A 22,486-nucleotide genomic window follows, 5' to 3' on the forward strand; every position below is an offset into this window, starting at 1 on the left:
CCGGGAGCGCCCTGACCGCCCGCAACGCGGCCCGCCTGAGAGCGAGGTCGTCTCCCCGCAGTGCTTCCTCGATCACCGGGAAGTCCCGGTAGACCATGGCTTGGTGCAACGCCTCCCGGCGTTCTGCCTGGATCATGCGCCGGCGGTGCCGTCGACCTTCCGTATGTTCTTCCGCGTGTTCATGGTCGCGATGGTCGCAGCAGCGTCGCCCGCGCCGCAACGGAATTGCCGCGGAGCCGGGCGCGCTCGTTTGGCGCAACCTACGCTGCTGGAGTCGCGGCACCAGGCGCATCATTGGATCTGTGGGATTCGACGCCTGACCAGGTTCCCCCACTCAGCGACGCAACGCGGGTCGTTGAGTCCACGCGGCGTGCCCGCGCGACTCGCGGCCTGATCGCCGTCTTCCTGCTGCTCTCGGCTGTGTCATTCGCCGCGTATGAGCTCCTGCCGTCCGGGCAGTTGCTGTGGTGGACGGTGCTGGGCATGACCTCCGTCGCGGCTGTGGTGGTCGGGATCGTGCGTTACCGGCCCCGTCCGGTCCTGCCTTGGGTGCTGGTGGCCGGCGCGCTGCTGCTGGAGTCCATCGGCGACGTGGTGTACCAGGCGCTGGGCGGCAATGTGGGCGGCGGCGGCCCGTTCCCGAGCGCGGCTGACGCGATCTATCTGGGCGTCTATCCGCTCGCGGTCTTCGCCCTGCTGGGCTTCGTCCTGCGGGACAAACCGGAGTACCGCCAGGGAACGCTGCTCGACGTGCTCATCGTGGCCATCGGCCTGGGAGCGCTGTCCTGGAGCATCTTCGTCATCCCGTCCGGGCATCTGGCGTACGAGTCGATGCTGAACAACACCGTCCTCATCACCTACCTGCTCGGCGACGCCCTGGTGCTGGCCCTGGCGCTGCAACTCCCCCTCGCCGGACGGCTGCGCGCGGCCCCGGTCCCGCTGCTGCTGCTCGGCGCGCTCGGGATGTTGTACTCCGACGAGTACTTCGCGGTCGCCGAACTGCATCCGACCTGGTCGGTGCCCGGCGAGATTCTCGGCTATGCGGCGTTCTATGTGGCGTGGGGTCTGGCGGCGCTGATGCCGTCGATGGCGCAGTTGGTGCGGCCGCTGAGCGGCCGGCCGTGGGCCCTGGTCGCGCCGCGTACCTGGGTCGCGCTGCTGTGCTCGGCGGCGCTGGTCAGCCCGGTGCTCCTGCTCGTCACCGCCTACCGCGCCGATCCCGCCGACACGCTCGTGCTCGCCGGCTGCTGCGTCGTGCTGTTCCTGCTGGTCTTCGCCCGGCTGGTCCAGGCGATGCGCGCCTGGCAGGCGAACGCGCTGCGCGGCGAGACGCAGGCCTACCTGCACACGCTGATCGCGGACGCGCAGGACGCCGTCATCGTGGTCTCGCCGAAGGGCCGCGTGAGCTTCTCCAGCCCCTCGGCGAAGCAGCTGTTCGGCGACCGGCTGCAGGAGGGCTCGGTGGCCGGCCTGTTCTCCGAGCCGGACCAGGCGCTGGTCGCCCGGTGCTTCGACCAGCTCGGCGACCCCCAGGCCGCCCCGGACTGGCCCGGCGCGGTCCGGGTCCAGACCGGCGACGGCCGGATCGTGCTTGCCGAGGCCCGGTGGAGCGACCTGCGGGCGGACCCGACCGTGGCCGGGATCGTGCTGACGCTGCGCGACGTGACAGAGGAGCGCCGGCTGGAGGAGGAACTGCGCCGGCAGGCGCTCACCGATCCGCTGACCGGCCTGATGAACCGGCAGGGACTGCGGCTCCTGATGCAGGAGGACCGCGACCCGGCCTCAGGCCGCATGGGCGCCGCGGGCCTGCTCATGGTCGACCTGGACGACTTCAAGGAGATCAACGACACCCTCGGGCACCCGATCGGCGACGAGGTGCTGGTCGCGGTCGCCGAGCGGCTGACGGCGAACGTCCGCGAGGAGGACGCCGTGGCCCGCTTCGGCGGCGACGAGTTCGCCGTCCTGATGGCACACGACCCGGAGCGAGCCGGCGTGGAGCGCGCCGGTCCGGAGCGCGCCGGTCTGGAGCGCACCGGCCTGGAGGCGATCGCGCAGCGCGTGCTCGACGCCTTCGACGAGCCGGTGGAGTCCAACGCCGGGCCGCTGCGGGTGACCGCGAGCCTGGGACTCGCGGTGCTCGGCGAGACGGAGGGGTCCGGCTCCGGCTCCGGTTTCGGTGCCGGGGACGGTGCCGGCGGCGGTGCCGGCGGCGGCGAACCAAACCCCGACGCGGATGAGGACCCTGATTCCGAACCCGACGCCCTGATGCGCGCCGCCGACCTGGCCCTGTACGCGGCGAAAGCCGAGGGCAAGGCCCGCTGGCGCCGCTACCACGCGGCCCTGCTCGACCAGGCAGTCCGCCGCGCCGAACTGCGCTCAGCCCTCGACGACGCGCTCGCCCTGGGTTCGCTCGCGGTCTTCTACCAGCCCGTCGTCCACCTCCACACCCGCCGCATCGCCGGCTTCGAAGCCCTGGCCCGCTGGCCGCACCCGACCCTGGGCCTGCTCGGCCCCGACGTGTTCATCCCGCTCGCCGAGGAGACCGGCCAGATCCGCGAGCTGGGCGGCCAGATGCTCCGCATGGCGGTGAAGCAGGCCGTCACGTGGAGCGCCCCGTCCGGCGGCGAGGGCTGCTTCATCGGGATCAACGTCTCGGTCCACCAACTCCGCGGCGAGGGCTTCGTCGAGGCGGTCCGCGACGTCCTCGCCGAGACCGGCATCGACCCCCGCTACGTGGTCCTCGAGGTGACCGAGACAGCCCTGCTGGACCACGAGGACGTCGGCGTCCGCGAGCGCCTCCAGGACCTGCGCGCCCTCGGCGTGGCGATAGCCCTGGACGACTTCGGCACCGGCTACGCCTCGCTGATCTCCCTGCACGACATGCCGATCGACATCATCAAGATCGACAAGTCCTTCACCAGCCGCCTCACCACCTCCGACCGCATGCGCCGCCTGGTCCGCGGCCTGCTGACCATCAGCGACACCCTCGACATCAGCACCATCGCCGAAGGCATCGAGGGCTGGGACCAACACCGGCGCCTGCTGGAACTCGGCGTCCGCGCGGGCCAGGGCTACCTGTACTCCCGCCCGCTGGCCGCCGGCGCCGCGTCGGCGCTGTGGGCCGAGCAGCGGCCGCTTCCGCTGGATCACGGGAAGCGCTGAGCGACGGGCTCAGCCTCTTCTATCCATAGCGGTCCATCCGGTAGCTCGACCCGGGTACCCGAACCGGGAGTGAGACGGGTTCGGAGAACCCGGACGTGTTCTCCATCGATCGTCGCGAACGGTCCCGGGATACCCGTGCCGAAGTGGAAAGCACGGACCAGGTTGTGCACGTCGTGCGATGGCCATGACCAGTTGATGGTCGAGTCTTCAGCGGTGAACATGCCCGCGTAGGTCGCCTTGTTCTCGTCCTGCGGGACCCCGCCGTAACCATCTGCGGCCAGGGTCGCCGCTTCTGCGACGAGAGCACGGATCGTCGGGGCCACGTCGTGCCAGAGCTCATCGAATCTCACGTACTCGGGCAGCGGGATGCCATCGTGCTGGACGATGATGCTCCCCGTGTCGATTCGTTCGTCCATCCAGTGGGCCGTGACACCGATTGAGCCGTCTCCGTTGCGGATCGCCCACTGGATCGGCGCCGGACCGCGATATCTCGGAAGTACGCTATGTCCGTCGGATCGTCTTGGGGCCGGTACTCGTTGATCAGGCTCCGGATCAACGAGATGGCTTCCACGTCGCTGAGCATGTCCAGTGACAGGCGCCGAGCGCCGTCCCGCGCGATGAGCCCGGAAAGCCGGCTTCGACTGGTCACGAGCACCAGGCACCCGGGGCTCCCTGGCAGAAGTGGACGCACCTGGCGGACGCTGGAGGCGTTGTCGAGGACGATGAGTACCCTGCGGCCGGCGACTTGGGAGCGGTAGAGGTCCGCCCGGGATTCCAGATCGGTCGGGATGGCGGCGTGGGGGACGCCCAATGCGCTCAGGAAGCGTTCCAGCACTTGGTCGGGGGCCATGGGAGGCCCCGGGTCGTAGCCGCGCAGATTGACGAATAATTGGCCATCAGGGAACTGGTCGACGATTCCGTGGGCCCAGTGGATGGCGAATGATGTCTTCCCGACGCCGGCGGTGCCGACAACCACACAGACCGTCGAGATCTGGGCCTGCTCGCGATCCTCGGTGAAGAACACGTCGAGTTGCCCTAAGGACGTGTCGCGGTTGACAAAACCACGGATATCGCTTGGTAGCTGGCGCGGTGCCGAGAAGTCTGCCCCACTGGGTGCCTGATGCCGGTTCTCGTTCGCTTCGTCTCGATGGGGAGGCTGATTCATGATGTGGTCTGCCGGTCGAGGAAGATGTCAATATCCTGGCCTACAGAAAAGAGATCCCTGATGAAGGTTCGCCAGCCGTTCACATCGGCCGGCGCTTCGGAGCGCACCGCACCGGTGTTCAAACCTTGTTCGTTGTAGAGCACCTCGTAGACGGCATCGGTTTCCAGCGTCACGATCTCAGGAAGCATGCCCTGCCGCTCCAGCGGCGCCACCTTGCTCGCGCTGACCACTCTGATCTGCTCGCCGAGTTCGTTCCGCTGCCGCAGCGAATGGAGCTCCCACTGGAGATACGGGGTGACTTCTTCCTCGACTACGCGGGCGCGGTAAGTTGTGAAGCCATTCTGTGCGACTTTGGCATAGTATTCCGCCAGCGAGTGTCGTCGGTCCTCGATCAGGCGGAAGGCTTCGGCTCGGTCGCCTCGTGCGAAGGCGTTCCAGCTTTCACTGCCCTCCTCCTGGAATGACTGGATCCGTTCCAGTTTCCAGAAGTCCCCCTCGGAGATGTGCCAGAACCTTGGGAAGAAATCCTTGATGTACTCTTCGGCGGTGAGCACGACGCCGGACGGCCGCTGCGGCGGGCTATTCACCAGGGATGTCTTCCTGTGTTGACGGAGGGCTTCGTAGGTATAGCGAAAAGGTATTTTGCACTCATGGAGAAGCGGACGGCGCACTGAATCAGAACTCTGTTATGCTTCGGGATCATGGGGTCAGAGGCCGCCGGCGCGATAGCAGGGCTCATCGGTGCGGCCTTCGGTGCCGGGGCGGCGATCTGGGGCAGTGTCACCACCGCGCGGACTCAGCTGCGCATGAGTCAGACGCAGCTTCAGGCGGCGATCGCGGCAGAACAGGCCAGGGTGACCAGGGCCATATACGCGGACTTCCTTCGCGCGGGCGTCGAGTACGAGTTGGCGTGGCGAAGGCTCTTGATCAGTCTGCGCGAAGGTGTGAGCACGGCCGAAGAGCGGGATCGTCTGTACGCCCAGGTCATTGAACACGAGCACGATCGGTGGACTTCGTACTCGATCCTGCTTCTGGAAGCTCCTGACCCGGTGACGTCACTGGCCAGGGAGCTCACGAACGCATACGTCGAACTCGACACGATCGCTGAGAAGCTACGCAGACGGCTCTCGGCGCAGGGCTGGCAAGACTTCAATCAGGCCGCCGAGAGGTGCGGGGCTCTGACCGCGACCTTCACCGAAGGTGCGAAAGCGGTCCGCACAGCGGCCACCGGGCTCTAGCGATAGCGGGCCAGTTACCCGGGGGTTGGCAAAACTACAGCCTTTTGTCGAAGTCTTGACGGAACTCCGCGGCGCGCGAAGGGCGTGTGGCGTCAGTCTTCGACCCGAGAGGGCTCAATGCAGCGCAGGGTGCAGCCGACCAGTGAGGCGATCCGTGCGGGGAACCGTGCGCGGGTCGTCGATATCCTGCGGCGTTCCGGGAGCGCCACGCGGGCTGAGCTGATCGTCCGGACCGGGTTGTCGCGGGCCACGGTGTCCAGTCTGATCGGGGAGCTGGCTGATCGCGGTCTGGTTTCGGAGTACTCACAGTCCGCCGTGGACAGTCCCGGGCGGCCGCCGAGCCGGCTCGCGCTCAACCGGGCCGCGGGGCTGGCCATCGCGGTCGACGTCGGGGTGCGGCATGTGGCCGTCGCGGTCGGGGACCTGTCGCGCAGCGTGCTCGCCGAGCGGTGGGTGCCGTTGCCGCAGGGGCACTCGGCCGAGCGCGGCATGCACATCGTCATGCGGAGCATCGAGACCACGCTCGCCGAGGCCGAGGCGGACCGCGACCAGATCGTCGGGGCGGCCATCAGTATCGCCGCGCCCATCGCGCCGGACAGCGGGCGGCTGCTCGTTCCCGGTGTGCTGCCGGGGTGGAACGGGCCCGCGCTGGCCGAGCAGATCGGCCGGACCTGGGGCATCCCGGCCGCCGTGGAGAACGACGCCAACCTCGGCGCGCTCGGCGAGTCGGTCGCCGCGACGCCCCACGGGCAGGACCTCCTCTACGTCAAGGTCGCCAGCCGGGTCGGGCTCGGGATCGCGTTCGGCTCCGGCATCTACCGCGGGCGCGACGGGTACGCCGGCGAGATCGGGCACGTCACCTCCGACCCGGACGGCCCGCAATGCTGGTGCGGACGCCGGGGATGCCTGGAGCTGTACGCCGGCGCCGAAGGGATGCTCGCCCGGCTCGGCGCGCGCGGGATCCGCATCGACGACGTCAATGAGCTGATCCTCCGGGCCCAGGCCGGCGACGCCGACGTCCTGGCCGTGGTCGGCGACGGCACCCGGCGCCTGGCCCGGGCGCTCGGCGCGCTCGCGCTGGTGCTGAACCCCTCGGTGATCGCCCTCGGCGGCGAGCTGACGGCGCTCGGCCCGCTGCTGCTCGACCCCGTCCACGCCGAGCTCGCGACCGTCCCGTTCGGGGCGCCGGTGGCGGTCCGCGCCTCGGCGCTGGGCCCCCGCGCCTCGCTGATGGGCGCCCTGGCGCTCGTCCTGTCCGAGTCCAACCGCTTCACCGACCAGTCCTGTGTCCCCACCTCCTCGAACCCCGGGCGGATCGCCGCGTTCGACGCTGTCCCCGCCCGGTAGCTGTACCGCTCCACCTCCCTCCTCCTCCTTCCTTCCCTCTCTCCCTCCCTCCCGAAGGAGCTTCCTGATGCCCGTCCGTCCCCACCGAAGAAGGCGTTGGCGTGCCGCGACCGCGGCTGTCACCGCCGGCTTCGTCCTGGCAGGCACCGTGACCGCCGCCGTGTCGGCGTCGGCCGCGACAGCTCAAAGCGCGGCCAAGCACGCCGTCGTGTCCGGCGACGCAAGGTTCGAAGTCCTCTCACCGACCCTCATCCGCACCGAGTACGCCGGGAACGGCGCCTTCGAGAACGACCCGACGTTCAACGCCATCGGCCGCGACGGCTTCACCCCGACGCATTTCACGAAGACCACCGCGAACGGCTGGCTCACCATCGACACCGGCCAGGAGCAGCTGCGGTACAAGGTCGGTTCCGGCCCCTTCACCGCCGGGAACCTGATCATCACCGAGCGGGCCGGCAAGCAGAGCGTCACCTCCCAGCCTTGGGCGCCGCCCCCGACGCCGTCCTGTCAGTTCGGTGTTCTGTGTGAGGCCGAGGGCCTGAACCTCAACGGCGTTTCGGTTGCCAGCGACCACAGCGGCTTCACCGGAACCGGCTTCGCCGCGGGCTTCCAAGCCACCGGCAACTCGCTGACGTTCCAAGTGACCGCGGCGACGGCGGGCACGTACGAGCTCGCCACCCGCTACGCCAACAGCACCGGCGGCGACGGCCAGAACGTCACCCGCACCCTGAGCGTGACCGCCGGCAGCGGCGCCGCAGCACAGCTGAGCCTGCCGACCACAGCCAACTGGGACACCTGGGCCGTCGCCACCGTGCCGGTGACGCTCAACGCCGGAGTCAACACCGTCACCGTCGCGCGTACGGCCTCCGACTCGGGCAACGTGAACATCGACAGCCTGGCCGTCGTCACGCCGGGCGCGAGCTACCCCGGCCCGGGCGCGCCGCAGGCCCAGCCCTGCGCCTTCGGCACGATCTGCCAGGCCGAGAACGGCGCCCTCACCGGTGGCGCCTCCCCGCAGAACAACCACAACGACTACGCCGGATCCGGTTTCGTCGGCGGCCTCAGCTCGACCACCGCCGCCGACGCGATCGCCGTGACCGGCGTGCCGCAGGCCGGCTCGTACCAACTGCAACTGCGCTACGCCAACTGGCAGACCGATCTCGGCCAGACCGGGGCCGCCGGCCCGCGCACGATCTCGGTCGCCGTCGGCTCCGGCACCCCGGCCACCACCACCCTCGCGCAGACCAGCAGCTGGGACAGCTGGCGCACCGTCTCGATCCCCGTCACGCTCGCCGCCGGGGACAACACGGTGACCCTCGGCTGCCCCACCGCAGACTCCTGCCACGTCAACCTCGACACGGTCGCGGTCGTCAAGAACAACACCCCGCTGCTGGCCCCGCACGCCGCGCTCGGCGGCTACCGGCGCGGCCTGGACGGCCAGAACGGCGAGGTCCTGACCACGCCCGGCCTGCTCTACCAGGACGGCTGGTCGCTGCTGGACGACACCTCCTCCGCGATCTTCAACAGCGCGTCGCACCAGGTGTCGCAGCGTCCGTCCACCGGCGGCAAGCCGTACCAGGACGGGTACGTGTTCGGCTACGGCCAGGACTACCAGCAGGGTCTCAAGGACCTCGCCACGCTGACCGGTCCGTCCGAGCTGCTGCCACGCTGGGCCTACGGCGTCTGGTACTCCGAGTACTACGACCACTCCGCGGCCGACTACGAGAACACCATCCTGCCGACCTTCCGGTCGCAGAACACGCCGCTGGACGTCCTGGTCACCGACACCGACTTCAAGGCCGTCAGCACCTGGGACGGCTGGGAGATGGACCCCTCCAAGTTCCCCGACCCGAGCGCGTACTTCGCCTGGGCGCACTCCCAAGGCCTGCACACCACGCTCAACGTGCACCCGAGCGTCCAGCAGACCGACCCGCAGTACCCCGTGGCGCTGGCCGCGGCCGGGGGCACGCTGCCGTCGTGCGGTTCGGGGCAGTACTGCTTCGACTGGGGCAACCCGGCGCAGCTGTCGGCGTACTTCGGCCTGCACCAGCAGATCCAGAACCAGGGCGACGACTTCTGGTGGCTGGACTGGTGCTGTGACAGCTCCACCTCGTCGCTGGCCGGGGTGACCCCGGACGCGTGGATCAACCAGAACTACGCCTGGGACACCGACTCCACCGTCGGCCGCGGCTTCGCCTTCTCGCGGGCCTACTCCTCGCTCAACGCCGGCGGCTACAGCGGCTCGGTCGGCCTGGCCACCGGACCGTGGGCCGACAAGCGCACCACGGTGCACTTCACCGGCGACACCACTTCCAGCTGGGCCACGCTGGCCATGGAGGTCGGATACACCCCCGGGGAGGCTTCCTCGACCGGCCTGTCCGCGGTGAGCCACGACATCGGCGGCTTCAACAACGCCGGCGACCAGACCACCGGCTCCGAGCCCGGCAGCACCAAGCTGCCGGACGACCTCTACGCCCGCTGGGTGCAGCTCGGCGCCTTCCAGCCCGTCGACCGGCTGCACGGCAACCACAGCGACCGGCTGCCCTGGCAGTACGGCCCGGCGGCGAAGGACTCCGCGGAGAAGTTCCTGAACCTGCGCGAAGACCTGGTGCCCTACACCTACACCCTGGCCCATCAGGCCACCGCGACCGGCGTCCCGGTGACCCGTCCGACCTACCTGCAGTACCCGGACCAGCAGGACGCCTACGCGTTCGACGACAGCGAGTACTTCTACGGTCCCGACGTCCTGGTGGCGCCGGTGACCACGTCGGGCGACTCGGCGACCACCCAGGTGTGGTTCCCGGCCGGCAGCACCTGGACGGACTACTTCACCGGCCAGACCTACCAGGGCGGCACCGTCCAGAACATCACGACCGGCCTGGACACCATGCCGGTGTTCATCAAGTCCGGCGGCATCATGGCGACCCGCACGGGCAACGTCACCAACGACGACCAGAACCCGCTGACGAGCGCCACGGTGACGGTCGCCGAAGGCGCACCCGGCGCGTTCACCCTCTACGAGGACAACGGCACGACCACCAACACCGCCCAGAGCGCGACGACCGACATCCGCTACGCCGACCACAAGGTGACCATCGCCCCGGCGAAGGGCACCTTCACCGGCCAGGTGCGTCAGCGGTCGTGGACGGTCGCGTTCCAGAACGCACAGGCACCCACGTCGGTGACGATCAACGGAGTGAAGGCCACGGCTGACAAGTGGACGTGGGACAGCGCGTCCCACACGCTCACCGTCAAGGCGCCGAGCCAGTCGGTGGGCCAACAGTTGGTGGTCAGCTACAAGTAGCCACCACGTAGCCAGGTAGTCCCATATCGGCCCCGCCCGGAAGCCATCCGGGCGGGGCCGAAGTCTCAGAGTCCTGTTTCCAGCGGGCGGACATTGTGGTTGACCCGGAAGAGGTCCGCCAGGCGTACAGGATCTCGGCGCTGCGCTCGCCGGGGAAGTAGAGGCCGCCGGCGTAGACGCGGGCGACCGGGAACAGCTCGATCTCGATCGCGGTGACCACGCCGAAGTTGCCCTTGCAGCCGCGCAGAGCCCAGAACAGGTCCGGATCGTCGTCCGCGGTGGCCGTGCGCAGCTCCCCGTCGGCGGTGACGACGTCGATGGAGACGACATGGTCGGCCGCGTATCCCTTGCTGCGGCCGAACACAGGGCTGAGCCCGCCGCCGAGGGTGTAGCCGACGACGCCGATGTGCGGCGCGGACCCGGGCATCGGCGCCAAGCCGTGCGGCTCGGCCTGGCCGCCGCCAGGCGGCTCGGCGACCTGGCGGCGCAGGCGCGCGCTCATCGGCAGATCGCACGCGACCTGGTGTTCGTCGGCGAATACGACACCGCGCGCTTTCAGCTCAGGCGTGCCCTGCGGCTGTACCGCGCGCTCGGCGACGTCGCAGGAATCTGCGAAACCCATCGCGGCCTGGCGGTCACGTATTTCCACGAGCAGCGCAGGGCGATGGCGAAGGGCCACGACGACGCCGGGCTCAGTATGTGCTCCTGCTCGAACGCCATCGAAGTCTCGGCGTCGCTCGCGACAGTCTGAGGCGAGCGGCGATATCGCCGAGACACTACTGATGGCGGAGTCGGTTGCCGGGCCCTATAAGGTGATCAAGAAATTCGGGGCCAAGGGGGGCTTGGGAATGGCCGACATCCACGAGCTGGAGCTGTACGCGAGCGCGGCGGTCGTCATCGGGGCGGGGCAACCGTTGCTGATCGCGCTGTCCGGCACCGGGCCCGAAGAGCGAAGCCCGGTCCAGATCCTGTCGGCCATTTGGCGCCGCAGGCCCTGGCCGTGGGCCACCACCGTGGTCCTGGCGGCGGTGCTGGTGATGATCGGCCTGCAGTACGGCGTGCACGGCCTGTCCGACCATCTGATGCGCCAGCCCGACGCGCTCCACGACGGCCAGTGGTGGCGGGTCTTCACCGCCCTGTTCATCCAGTCCTCCGGGCTGCTCCAGATCGTGATCAACGTGCCCGCGCTGGCCGTCGCGGGCCCCGTCGCCGAGCGCTGCTTCGGCCCCGGTCGCTGGCTGCTGATCTTCTTCGGCAGCGGTGTCGCCGCCAACATCGTCAGCGAGGCGGGCTGGAGCCGGCACGGCGGCGGGTGCTCCATCGCCATCTGCGGGCTCGTGGGGGCGCTGGCCGCGGTGTGCCTGGCGCGTACCGCCAACCCCAAGCGCCAGCGGGTGATGGCGATCGCCATCCTGGCGGCCGGTGTGTTCCTGGGCGCGATCGAGAACAACCACGGCGCGGGTCTGCTGGCCGGATGTGTCCTCGGTCTGGCCGTCGCGTGGCCTCGTAAGGGCCCTCGTCAGGACCCTCGTAAGGGCTATGACCGAGTGTCCGTGTCCGCGCCGCAGAGGTAACGTCTGAGCAACTTAGAAGGCCCCAACGGTCGAATATCCTGTATCTCGACTCTTCTAGGGGTTTCTCATGAAACCTGGCATCACGTCCACATTCGTCGGGTACCACCGCCGTGGCGAGCAGTCGTTGCGGAAGGCGGGACGCATGGATTCCGATGAGGTCGGCCGATGAGCAGCGGTGTCGCTTTGCTCGTGGTCTTGCATCCGCCCAAAGTCGTGGGCGATCCGCTGGCTTTCGAGCAGTACCTCCACAAACTCGCCGTGACCGCGTACCAGGTCGACTTCGGCCACCCGGACACGCTGGCCGCGCCCCCGCACGCCGTGATCGGCTCCGCCGGCTACACGGCCGCGAACGACTCGACGAACACCATCTACCAGCTCACCGACCTGTTCGACACCACGCTGTACTCGGCGGCGGTGGCCGTGATCGACGTCGACAGCGCGATCCTGGCCAAGTACACCTCGCCGGAGAGCCTGGTCAACGTCGTGCTCTCGGTGACCCGCGACGGTAAGAAGATCCGCGAGGACAGCCTCGACTACGACGTGCAGCTGTGGGGCAGCAGCGGCAGCCCTTACTCCGTCCCGTCGTCCTTCGCGCTCGGCGTGGCCGGCACGTCGCTCACCCTGGACGGCTCGCCGGGCGGCGGAGTCGTCGGCCTGTATCTGCCCTTGCCCGATCCGGCTTTCGACGCCGGGTCCGGGACCGCCTATCTGGTGCCGCCGGCCGATGGCAGCGCTCCTTCGTTCTCCGACATCAAGAACGCGGTCGACGCGATCCTGGCCGAGGACCCGACCGGCATGAGCGATCCGACGGACCTCACCGCGCAGCAGTGCCTGCACATCGCGCGCGAGCTGGTCAGCAACCGGTACGCGGCTCCGTTGCCCGCGCCCTCCTCCGCAGTGCCGGTCCTGTACACCACCGGCAGCGACGACGACCGCAAGCACTTCGAATCCACCCTCCAGTCCTACTACGCCACGCTCGATGCGGAGGCGAGCCGTCTCGCGGGCTTCATCTACGCCTGGTCGGCCGCCCTGAACTGCAACGGGCTCACGAAGGCCGCGGCCCAGGCCGCGCTGACCTTCCCGCTGCGCGTCACCTCGACGCCCGGCACCGCGCAGGCCGCCGAGGCCGGCGTGGTTCTTCACAACTGAGACACCCGAGCGCCCGGGCCGGCCCGCCGCCGCCCGAGGCGCTCCGGCTGAGCGACCATGAGGGGCAGCCATGCCAGGGCTGACGCCGAGCTTCGAGGTTCCCGCCGAGTACTTCTACGCGCTCGGCAGCACCATGCCGGCCACCATCGACGCCGCCACCCGGCTGACGATCGCCGGCGGCAAGTCCGAGTCCGCGCTCGTCGACCTGTTCCAGCAGGCCATCGACGACGGCACCATCGATGTCAGCGGCCTGATCACGCCGCTGCAGGCGGCGCGCCGGATCATCGCGCTGGCCGGGACCCGGGGCACCGATCCGCCGTGCAAGATCGGCCCGATCGGCGACCCGGTGAAGCTGGTCACCGCCTGGCTGGCCAGTACCGAACCGGACGCGACGCTGTGGAGCGCGCTGCTCACCACCGGCAGCGCGGCGGCCAAGGCCGCCAACCGGCGCGGCCAGCTCCGGCTGATCCTGTGCGCGCTGACCGGATTCGACGACGTCGCGCCGGCCACGACGCTCAGCGACCTGGTCGCGGCGGTCCAGCAGCCGCTCGGCACACCGCCGGGCAACGGCGGGCTCGGCGTCACCGACGCCGACGGACTGGCCGCCGTCACCGCTGACGAGTGGACCGCGTTCCTGACCGCGCACCCGCAGTTCCTGCCCGCCTCGACCAGCCCGCCCGGCGCGACGGTCTCGGTGCCGGACCGGATCCGGGCGTTCCTGCGCACCTTGCAGCACTTCTACAGTGTCGGCACCACCACGCCGTCCGACGTCGTCCTCACCCCGGGCAGCGCGCCGCAGCTCGACCGCTACGGCTTCGACCCGTTGCAGGCGTTCCTCATCGAGTACTACAACGGCACCGGGACCGCGTTCACCTTCGGGACCAGCGCGCCCGACGACGCGGCCGCCCAGACGGCGATCGCGGCGGTCTTCCCCGACGACGCCGACGCGGCGGCCTGGCTGGCCGCGGCCGTGAAGAGCATCGGCGAGCTCGCCGCGGTGACCGACGGGCTGATCCCGGCGGCGTCCGCCAACGCCGCGAGCCTCCAGTTCTCCATCATCGAGGCCTTGTACACCCGCGGCTTCACCGGCAAGGACGCCATCACGGCGCTGGACGAGGCCGACTTCCAGACCGCGGTGGCCGGCTCGGTGGCCCATCAGTGGGCCGGCGCGATCTGGACGGCGGCCGGCGGCAGCCTGACGCCGCCCAGTGGGTCGCCGGGACCGTTTGTCCCGGTCAACGCCGACGGCTGTCTGACGGACTGCATTCCGCCGGAAGAGCTGTCGCCGTTGGGCCCGGTGGCCTATCTCAGCGAACTGCTGAAGGCTGGCCCGGACTCCACCTGCGCGCAGCCGGTGTCGCCGTCCGGGGCCGACTTCGGCACGCTGCTGAAGAACCGGCGCGGTGATCTGGCCGCCCTGCAAGCCGACGCGGCGAATCTCGTCACCCCGATCCCGCTCGTCGATCTGGTGACCGAGAGCCTGGAGCACCTGGCCGCCGCGGTGGTGGCCGGCGGCGGCACCGCGACCGGGGTCGGCGGCGTGGTCCACGACACCGCCGTGTCCTCTGTGCGCGACCACCGCCTCGCACCGCCCGGAGCCGAGAGCGAGCCCGGACCGCCGTTCCGCCACGAGGCCGCGACGCTGTTCCGCGCGCTGCCCGAATTCTCCTCGCCGGCCAGCCCGGTGGCCGAGCCGAGCGGCTACGCGGCGCTGGCGTCCGACTTCTCCAGCCCCGAGCTGCCGTACAGCCAGCCGCTCGACGTTTCGCGCTCGCACCTGCGCGAGCTGGGCACCGACCGGTTCGAGCTGCTGCGGCACTTCCGCGCGCAGATCACCGGATTCGTGCTCGACACCACCGACCCCGCCGGATTCGACAGCACGCTGTGGCGGTTCCCGGTGCGGCGCGATATCGCGGTCGAGTACCTGGACATCGATCCGGCCGAGGCCGACGCGCTGTTCACGACGCCGATCGATGCCTGGACCCTGTACGGCTTCGCGCAGCAGTCGACGCAGAGCGGCGACTGGACGCAGACCACTGTCATTCTCGGCGAGTTCCTGAAGCGCACCGGCCTGGACTACTGCGACTTCGTCGATCTGTGGCGCTCGGGCTTCGTTCCCTTCTGGCGCGGCGACCGCGAGGGCGATCGGGAAGGCGGTGGCGGCTTCGACAACTGCCCGCCGTGCTACCTCGACAAGATCTGGCTTCGGTTCCCTCAGGGCTCTGACTCCAGCGACGGCAACGGCGACGGCAATGGTTCGCCGACTGCCACCGCGCTCGGCCAGCTGGCCGTGTTCATCCGCCTGTGGCGCAAGCTCAAGAAGCAGCGCTGCGGCGGCTACACCTTCGCCGAACTTGCCGACATCTGCACGGTCCTGGGCCTGTTCGACACCGACGGAACCCTGAACCCGAACTTCATCGAGCAACTGGCCGCCTTCCAGATGCTCCGCGACCTGCTCTGCCTGCCGCTCGGCGAGGTCGCGATCCAGAACTCTGACACCGAGCAGTTGTTCGGCGGTCAGATCCGGCTTCGCCTGCTCGCCCTCTGGGACCCGAACGCCGCGCCCGATGACTGGGCCTGGGCGGTCGGCGAACTGCTCGACCGGTTGCAGGAGTACGCCGTCCGGGTCCACCACCGTCCGCGCCACGACACGCAGGACGTCAAGCTGGAACCGGCGGTCCTGGACGGGCTGTCGGTCCTGGCCGGCTTCGACCCGACCGTCGCGACCGACACCTGGCACGCCACGCCGACCCGCACCCTGCGGTTCGTCGAGGTGCTGGCGAAGATCGACGCCTCGTCCTTCACCGTCGGCGAGCTCGAGCTGCTGTGCTCCGGGACCGACGTCAGCGGCGATGACCCCTTCCTGCCGCAGTCCGCCGGCGACGCCGAGGACGACCCGTTGGAGCTGCCCGACGACGGTCGGGGACACTCGCTGTGGGCGCTGCGCAGACGACTGCTCGAAGCCGAGGTGGACGGCGACGACCTGGACCGCTGGACCTGGCCGCGGATCCAGAGCGCGCTGGCCGAGGAGTTCGGATACGCCCCGAGCGGCTCCAGCGATCCGCTGACGTCCCTGGCCCGGCACGCGTTCCCGCACGTCCTGGAGCGCGAGGGTCAGCCGGTGACGCCGGTCCAGCGCCGCTATCTCAGCCCTCTGAGCATCGGCAGCACGACCCCGGGCATGTGGAACGGCGACCCCGACGGCGCCTTCCACTACGACGCCGCCACCGCGAACCTGTGGACCGACCTGCCGCTGTCCGACGAGAACGTGCTGAAGTCGCTGGCCCGGCTGCGGCAGCTCAAGGACGGCGCCGCCGGGGACAGCGAGGTGCTGGCGGTCCAGGAACTGTACTGGCAGCCGCGTGCCGACCTGGCGGCCCTCGGGTTCCTGTTCCCCGACCTCGCCGACGCCGACCGGCACCTGATCCAGCACGGCGACGAGCACGCGCGGTGGCACTACTTCCAGCACGCCTTCGTCCTGGCCCGCAAGCGGTGCCGCATCATCGCCGAGCACCTGGCACATCACGCCGACCCGGACCCGCATCACGACGAACACCGCGACGAGGACCGCGACAAGGACCGCGAGCGCGAATCCTTCGACCGCGCCTGGCTGGTCCTGAAGTCGCTGCACGCCGACGAGAACGCCGCCACCGCACCGTGGGAGCAGCCCGACGGCTCGCCCCCGCCGCTCACCTGGCCCCAGGCCACCGGCGGGGCGTTCGCCGCGCTGCTGGGACTGTGCGGGACCGGCCTGCTGACCGAGTATTCGACCCCTGACGGAAGCACGCTGTGGCGCGAGACCTCCGGCGGACTCGACGCGTTCGGCCACATCCGAGACCACCGGAACAGCCCGCTTCCGACCCTGCTCCCGGCCCTGGACGCGAGCACCCCGGCCGGCGTCAACGTCACCGTCAAGAACGGCCTGGCCTTCTCCGACGAGTCGGACCGGCTCCTGGGCGGCGCTAAGGGCCATACCGTCGCCTGGACCGGCGTCCTGCTGATCGAGCGCGGCGGCCGCCACCGCTTCGCCGCCGGGGCGCCCACCGCCGAGGACGAGCACCCCGACTTCGAACGCGCCGAGTACGACGCTTGGCGGATCCGGCTCGAACGCGGTCCGCGCACCTGGCTCCTGCTCAGCCACGGCTGGGCCGGACAGCCGGACACCGCGCACCACACCGAACTCGACATGCGGCGCGGCGCCTACACGATCACCGTGGAGTTCCAGCGACCCGCGCCCGGATTCCGGCAGCCGGACGACCTCCGTCCCCAGCACACCGGCTTCCAGCTCAAGTACGCCGGCCCGGACACCGGCGAGGAACTGGTGACGGTCCCGCGCAGCCGGCTGTTCATCGCCGCCAAGACCGGAACCCTCGGCGCCGACCTCGATCTGGACTCCGAAGCCGCCCGCGCCGCGATCGACGGCCGGTACCCCTCGACGCTGCGCGACATCCGGCGCACCTACCAGCGAGCGTTCCTGGCGCTGCGCCTCACCGACCGCTTCGAGCTGTCTGCGCGCCGCCACGAGGACGGGCAATCAGAGCTCGGATACCGGATCGACCACCCCGACCACTTCGCCGGGGCCGCGTTCCGCCGGAGCGGCGGCGGCTTCGTCGCCCAGCCCGCCTGGTTCGACCTCGACTTCCTGCCGGTCACCGACCCCTACCTGCCCCCGGCGCCGGCCGACGACCAACGCGTCGCGCCGACACTGGGCCGGCAGGCCGCGCTCTTCGACTGGTGGGAGCGGCTGTTCGACTACGCGCGCCTGCGCGGGGAGAACGCACCCCGGGGCCATCGGCGTCGCGGCGGCCTGTGGCGGCTGTTCCAGGACGCGGGCGAGGCCGGCTCGGCCGACGTCCTGCAGCTCGCCCCGCACCTGCATGTCGAACTCGACCACAACGACCTGGTGCAGACCTACGACGGCCTGCAAGCCTTGTTGGGCAAGCCGGAACTGACCGCCGAGAACCTGCTCGACGAACGCTGGCCGGTGCGCTGCTTCCACGCCGAACTGTGGGCCCGCGCCGTCGAGGCCCGCCGCGTCGGCGAGCCGATCGGCAGCGCCATGCCCGCGTTGTGGGCCGCCGCCGATCCCTCCGCCGGATCGCCGTCCGGCAACGACCTGCTCACCGCGTTCGTCCAGGACGGCATGCTCGAATCCGGGGGCCCGCACCGGTATCGCGACCTGCGCGCCCTGGACGACGGACTGCGGGAACGGGCCCGGCGTGCGCTGCTGGCCTATCTGTGCGGCCTGGACCGGGTGTCCCTGCCCTGGCCGGTCCCGGCGTTCGCGGCCCGGCCGCAGGACCTCTCCGATCTGCTGCTGCTCGACGTCGAGGCCGGGCCGGGGGAGCGGGCGAGCCGGATCGAGGACGCGATCACCGCCGTGCAGGCGTTCGTGCGGCGTGCCCGGCTGCGTCTGGAGCCCGGCACGACGCTGCCCGCGCCGTTCCTCGAACTCTGGGACGGCCGGTTCGCCTCGTTCCGCTGCTGGCAGGCCTGCCGACGGCGCGAGCTGTACCCGGAGAACGCGATCGAGTGGTCCGAACTCGAGGCCGCGCGCCGAGATGAGGGCTTCCGGTTCCTGGAACACGAACTGCGCGACCACGCGCTGACCATCCCGATTCCGGCCGGGATCCAGTACTGGACCGCACCGCAGCCGCCGTCGCATCCCGGGCTGCCGGTGCTGCAAGCGCGACAGCCTTCGACGCTGCACCTGCCCGTCGCCGCGGATCCGTCCTCGGTGTCGGCCGCCGCTGTCCCGGCCGAGGCGTTCGGCCTGCTCGGGCGTCCGGACCGGGCGGCGCGGCCGTCGTGGTTGGCGCTGCTGACGACGAAGCAGCCGCCGACGCCGCAGCAGGGCGACCCGACCGGCGGGCAGCCGCGCGACCGCAATCAGCATCCTGACGTAGCCGACGTCGCCGACGGCGCCGCAGCCGTGGTGGTCCCGCCTCCGGCGGACGCGAACCCCTTGCCGTACTGGATCGAGGCCGCGGTCCGGCTCGGCGTCCGGTTCCTGCGGGTGGCGGCGGCCGGCGAGCCCGCGGGCGCCTCGGCCTTGGCGGTCGAAGACGGATCAGGGCCCTGCTGCGCGCAGTGCGGAGCGATCCACCCTCCGTGCGTCGACGAGTACTACTTCTGGCTCGCCGAAGCCGAGTACTACGACCTCCCCGACCCCCAGGACGCCGACCGCTTCGGCGCCACCGACGACGACTCCGACTGGGAGAACCCGGCGCAGTTCCCGAAGCTGCTGGCCTGGGACCCGCAGCCGATGGTGCACCTGCACTGGAGCCGCGTCCACAACGGGGAGTTCGGCGAACTGCGCCGCTCCAGCCAGGGCGTGGCGCTCGATCCCGCACAACTCGGCGACCCCGGCGGGCCGCCGACCCTCGAACTTCGCGGACGGCGCGCCGACTCGCTGGTCTTCCGGGTCGATGACGGCTCGGGCGGAACGGGTACCATCCCCGCCTTCGAGGGCGGCACAGGGTTCGCTTGGCAGGCTGCTTACACCGGCTGGACCCCCGAGACCGGCTGGCGCTACGACCTGGCCGACGACGACGCGGTGCTCCTGCCGTTGGTGGTCACCGCGCCGGATCCGGTGTTGCTGCCGGCGCCGATGCCGGGGACAAGCGCCTTCGGCGGGCTGGCCGCCTATCCGTTCTTCGTGTACTTCAGCCCGGGTGCGCCGCTGCTGCCGCTCTCGTCCTTCGCACCGGCTGCGGCAGTGGCGGACGCGCTGCGTGCGCACTGCCGATTCGAAGCGGCGTTGGACTGGTACCGGCTGTACTACGACCCGTTCACCGGCGACAACGAGTGGAGTCAGTGCCCGAACCGGAACCAGCCGCCACCGAACGGCGCGGCCGATGGAGCTCCGGACGCCACCGAGGTGAACGACGCCTGCTGTCAGAACACCCCGCCCACGCCGACCGTGGCCCGCCGCCGCGCGAGCATCCTGGCCCAACTGGAGACACTGCTCGACTGGGGCGACAGGCTCCTCGGCGCGCATCGCGACTGCGCATCGGTGGAGTCGGGAGGTTCTCTGGAATCCTCCGCGATGGCTCGCACCGTCCTGGACGCCGCCGACCGGATCCTCGGCCCGATGCCGCGGACCGTCGTGCTGGGTCCGGCACAGAACCCGGTGCAGACCATCGGAGACTTCACGCCGCTGAGCCCTCGCCTCAACCCCCGGTTGGTCTCGGTGTACGAGCGGGTCCGCGACCGATTGACGCTGATCCACGAGCGCGACAACCTCCGGCGCCGCCGCTACGCCGAGGACCGCGACTCCCGCTCCTTCTGGGGCGACAATCCAGTCCGCGACGGCTGGAAGACGGCTGATTCAGGCTGCTGCGACACCGCATGCTGCCCGCCGAGTCCCTACCGCTTCCAGTTCCTGATCGGCAAGGCGCTGGAGATGGCCGGCGAGGTGCGGGCCTTCGGCGGCGCGCTGCTGGCCGCCTATGAGAAGGGCGACGCGGAGTACCTGGCCGCGCTGCGGGCCGGGCAGGAACGGCAGGTGCAGACCCTGTCGCTGGCCGTCCGCAAGGACCAGTGGCGCGACGCCGACTGGCAGGTCCAGGCGCTGAAGCAGGCCAAGCTCAGCGCGCACAACCAGCTCGCCTACTACACCGGCCTGGTCGACGGCGGCCTGAACAGCAACGAGAACCTGTACGTCGACCTGACCGGAGTCGGCATCGGGCTGGAGGTGGCGGCCCAGGTGTTCGAGATGATCGCGCAGATCGGCGGCGTGATCCCGGACGCCTATGTCGGCACCGTGGACTTCGTCAAGATCCCGATGACCGGCTCCAGCTTCACCAACTTCTTCAACTCCGCCGGCCAAGGGCTGGGGTTCCTGGCGCAGGACCTCTTCGGCGGCGCGAACCTGGCGCTGACCGAGGGCGGCTGGGACCGCCGGCTGGCCGAGTGGCGGCACGAGATCGACATCTACACGATCGAGATCGAGCGGCTGATCCGCGAGATCCTCGGCGCGGAGCGGCGCTCGGACGCCGCGCTGCGCGAGCTGAACATCCAGCAGGTGATGATCGAGCAGGCCAAGGAAACCGAGGACTTCCTGCGCGACAAGTTCACCAACCACGCGCTGTACCTGTTCCACCAGCGCCAGACCGCCACGCTCTACCGCCAGGTCTACGAACTGGCCGTGGACCTGGCACGGCAGGCCGAGCGGGCGTTCAACCTGGAGCGCGGCCACACCGCCGAGCGGTTCGTCGAGGGCGAGCTCTGGGACGACCTGCACGAGGGCCTGCTCGCCGGCGAGCGCCTGGAGACCGCGCTGCGCCGCATGGAGAAGACCTATCTGGACCGCAACCGGCGCGAGTACGAGCTGACCAAGCACATCTCCCTGCGGCGTGACTTCCCGCTGGCCCTGGTGAAACTCAAGACCGACGGGGAGTGCGAGATCGAGATCCCGGAGTGGATGTTCGACCTCGACTACCCGGGTCACTACCTGCGCAGCATCAAGAACGTCTCGGTGACCGTCCCCTGCGTCGTCCCCGCGTACACCGGCGTCCACTGCCGGCTGACGCTCGTGGGCAGCCAGACGCGCATCGATCCCCGGCTGCACGGACCGGTGGAGCGTTGCTGTACGCATGCTGATTCGCGCGGTGACTGTGACTGCGACTGCCGCTGCGGCGGGGACGAGCCGCACGGCGACGCCGAGGGCTACCGCCCGATCCCGGGCGACCCGCGCATCGTCCGTTCGTTCGCGGCGACCGATGCCATCGCGACTTCGACCGGGCAGAACGACACCGGCATGTTCGAGCTGAACTTCCGGGACGAGCGTTACCTGCCCTTCGAGTTCGCCGGCGCGGTCAGTCGGTGGCGCATCGAGCTGCCCCGGGAGAACAACCAGTTCGACTTCGACTCGATCACCGATCTGGTGCTGCGCGTGGACTACACGGCGCGCGAAGGCGGCGACGCGTTGCGCAAGGCCGCGGCCGCGGACAGCCGGGACCGGCTGCCCGGCGACGGCGTGCGGCTGTTCGACGTCCGCCACGACTTCCCGGACGCGTGGGCCGCGCTGCGTCCGCGGCGGTGGGAGGAGGGGAGATGCAGGGAGCTGCGACCGAGCCTGAGCGCCGCGCACTTCCCCTTCGTCCAGGGCAAGCGGGTGCGCCACGTGGACAAGCTGATGCTGTTGTTCGCCGCGCCGGACGCCGATCCGGGCAGCCACCACCTGGTGCGCTTCCGGCCGGTGGAGAACGAGCACGACGACCGGGCCGACCGCGATGCCGTGCAGGACGTGACCTGCGTCGCCTCCCGTGCGTGGCCGGGCCTGTTCTTCGGCGTGGTCGACCTGCGCGCCACCCCGATCAGTCCCGTCCCCAGAGCGGGGTCCGAGGTCCTGTTCACGCTCGACTTCCCCGAGCACGTCGGCGAGATCTGCTCCGCGTACCTGCTGGCCGGCTACACCGCGCAGTGTCGGCCGCGGTGCGGCGAGGAGCGCGAGCGGGACTGCGGGTGCGGATGTGAGTGAGGTCAGGGACGCCTTCGGCTCCGAAACGTCGTCGTCACCGGCGTCGTCGTCAGCTTCAGCGTC

Annotated in this window: 12 protein-coding genes; 8 read left to right on the plus strand and 4 right to left on the minus strand. The window is 70.2% G+C overall.

Annotated features, from left to right (window positions below):
* The first annotated feature begins 420 nt into the window (after window positions 1–420).
* Entirely contained in the window at window positions 421–3,162 is a 2,742-nt protein-coding gene (locus tag ABIA35_RS31610; protein WP_370360312.1) for a putative bifunctional diguanylate cyclase/phosphodiesterase, read from the plus strand.
* Here the strand turns inward: ABIA35_RS31610 and ABIA35_RS31615 are convergent.
* Genes ABIA35_RS31615 through ABIA35_RS31625 form a run of 3 tightly spaced genes read right to left on the minus strand, consistent with a single transcriptional unit; the run spans window position 3,147 to window position 4,914 of the window.
* Window positions 3,147–3,620 carry a hypothetical protein gene (locus ABIA35_RS31615; RefSeq protein WP_370360387.1) on the minus strand — a complete coding sequence of 158 codons (474 nt, stop codon included), beginning with the start codon at window positions 3,618–3,620 and terminating at the stop codon, window positions 3,147–3,149. The genes ABIA35_RS31610 and ABIA35_RS31615 overlap by 16 nt on opposite strands.
* A complete protein-coding gene (locus ABIA35_RS31620; RefSeq protein ID WP_370360391.1) occupies window positions 3,509–4,327 on the minus strand; it encodes a hypothetical protein in 819 nt (272 codons plus the stop codon). The genes ABIA35_RS31615 and ABIA35_RS31620 overlap by 112 nt, the downstream gene beginning before the upstream one ends.
* Window positions 4,324–4,914: a DUF6879 family protein gene (locus ABIA35_RS31625; protein WP_370360313.1), complete on the minus strand. Its 591-nt coding sequence runs from the start codon at window positions 4,912–4,914 to the stop codon at window positions 4,324–4,326. The genes ABIA35_RS31620 and ABIA35_RS31625 overlap by 4 nt, the downstream gene beginning before the upstream one ends.
* Window positions 4,915–5,133: 219 nt before the next feature.
* On the opposite strand from ABIA35_RS31625, the gene ABIA35_RS31630 reads away from it, so the two are divergent.
* The 3 genes from ABIA35_RS31630 to ABIA35_RS31640 all read left to right on the plus strand — a co-directional run bounded on the left by ABIA35_RS31630 (window position 5,134) and on the right by ABIA35_RS31640 (window position 10,216).
* Window positions 5,134–5,565 carry a hypothetical protein gene (locus ABIA35_RS31630; RefSeq protein WP_370360314.1) on the plus strand — a complete coding sequence of 144 codons (432 nt, stop codon included), beginning with the start codon at window positions 5,134–5,136 and terminating at the stop codon, window positions 5,563–5,565.
* A 129-nt stretch (window positions 5,566–5,694) separates the two neighbouring features.
* Complete coding sequence (locus tag ABIA35_RS31635) at window positions 5,695–6,912, plus strand: ROK family protein (RefSeq protein ID WP_370360315.1); 1,218 nt, start codon at window positions 5,695–5,697, stop codon at window positions 6,910–6,912.
* Window positions 6,913–6,979: 67 nt separating this feature from the next.
* Window positions 6,980–10,216 (plus strand): TIM-barrel domain-containing protein, encoded by a 3,237-nt coding sequence (locus ABIA35_RS31640; RefSeq protein WP_370360316.1) that lies wholly within the window; start codon window positions 6,980–6,982, stop codon window positions 10,214–10,216.
* On the opposite strand, the gene ABIA35_RS31645 is transcribed toward ABIA35_RS31640, so the two are convergent.
* On the minus strand, window positions 10,203–10,643 hold the full coding sequence (locus ABIA35_RS31645) for an FAD-binding oxidoreductase (RefSeq protein WP_370360317.1): 441 nt from the start codon (window positions 10,641–10,643) through the stop codon (window positions 10,203–10,205). The two genes, ABIA35_RS31640 and ABIA35_RS31645, sit on opposite strands and share 14 nt — an antisense overlap.
* Window positions 10,644–10,655: 12 nt before the next feature.
* Between ABIA35_RS31645 and ABIA35_RS31650 the strand changes: the two genes are divergently transcribed.
* From ABIA35_RS31650 to ABIA35_RS31665, 4 genes are all read left to right on the plus strand, one after another.
* Complete coding sequence (locus ABIA35_RS31650) at window positions 10,656–10,967, plus strand: hypothetical protein (protein WP_370360318.1); 312 nt, start codon at window positions 10,656–10,658, stop codon at window positions 10,965–10,967.
* A 97-nt stretch (window positions 10,968–11,064) separates the two neighbouring features.
* The gene (locus tag ABIA35_RS31655; RefSeq protein ID WP_370360319.1) at window positions 11,065–11,790 is read left to right on the plus strand and encodes a rhomboid family intramembrane serine protease; all 726 of its coding nucleotides are present in this window, start codon (window positions 11,065–11,067) and stop codon (window positions 11,788–11,790) included.
* Window positions 11,791–11,955: 165 nt separating this feature from the next.
* Window positions 11,956–12,939, plus strand: coding sequence for a hypothetical protein (locus ABIA35_RS31660; RefSeq protein ID WP_370360320.1), 984 nt, complete (start codon window positions 11,956–11,958; stop codon window positions 12,937–12,939).
* Window positions 12,940–13,009: 70 nt separating this feature from the next.
* A complete protein-coding gene (locus ABIA35_RS31665) occupies window positions 13,010–22,423 on the plus strand; it encodes a neuraminidase-like domain-containing protein (protein ID WP_370360321.1) in 9,414 nt (3,137 codons plus the stop codon).
* Window positions 22,424–22,486 lie beyond the last annotated feature (63 nt).

The sequence above is a fragment of the Catenulispora sp. MAP12-49 genome (assembly GCF_041262705.1).
Lineage (GTDB): Bacteria > Actinomycetota > Actinomycetes > Streptomycetales > Catenulisporaceae > Catenulispora.

Excerpts from the sequence above, each read along its gene's own strand:
- ABIA35_RS31620 (WP_370360391.1), bottom strand. The coding sequence starts at position 4,327 with ATGAATCAGCCTCCCCATCGAGACGAAGCGAACGAGAACCGGCATCAG.
- ABIA35_RS31630 (WP_370360314.1), top strand. The coding sequence starts at position 5,134 with ATGAGTCAGACGCAGCTTCAGGCGGCGATCGCGGCAGAACAGGCCAGG.
- ABIA35_RS31640 (WP_370360316.1), top strand. The coding sequence starts at position 6,980 with ATGCCCGTCCGTCCCCACCGAAGAAGGCGTTGGCGTGCCGCGACCGCG.
- ABIA35_RS31645 (WP_370360317.1), bottom strand. The coding sequence starts at position 10,643 with ATGCCCGGGTCCGCGCCGCACATCGGCGTCGTCGGCTACACCCTCGGC.
- ABIA35_RS31655 (WP_370360319.1), top strand. The coding sequence starts at position 11,065 with ATGGCCGACATCCACGAGCTGGAGCTGTACGCGAGCGCGGCGGTCGTC.
- ABIA35_RS31660 (WP_370360320.1), top strand. The coding sequence starts at position 11,956 with ATGAGCAGCGGTGTCGCTTTGCTCGTGGTCTTGCATCCGCCCAAAGTC.
- ABIA35_RS31665 (WP_370360321.1), top strand. The coding sequence starts at position 13,010 with ATGCCAGGGCTGACGCCGAGCTTCGAGGTTCCCGCCGAGTACTTCTAC.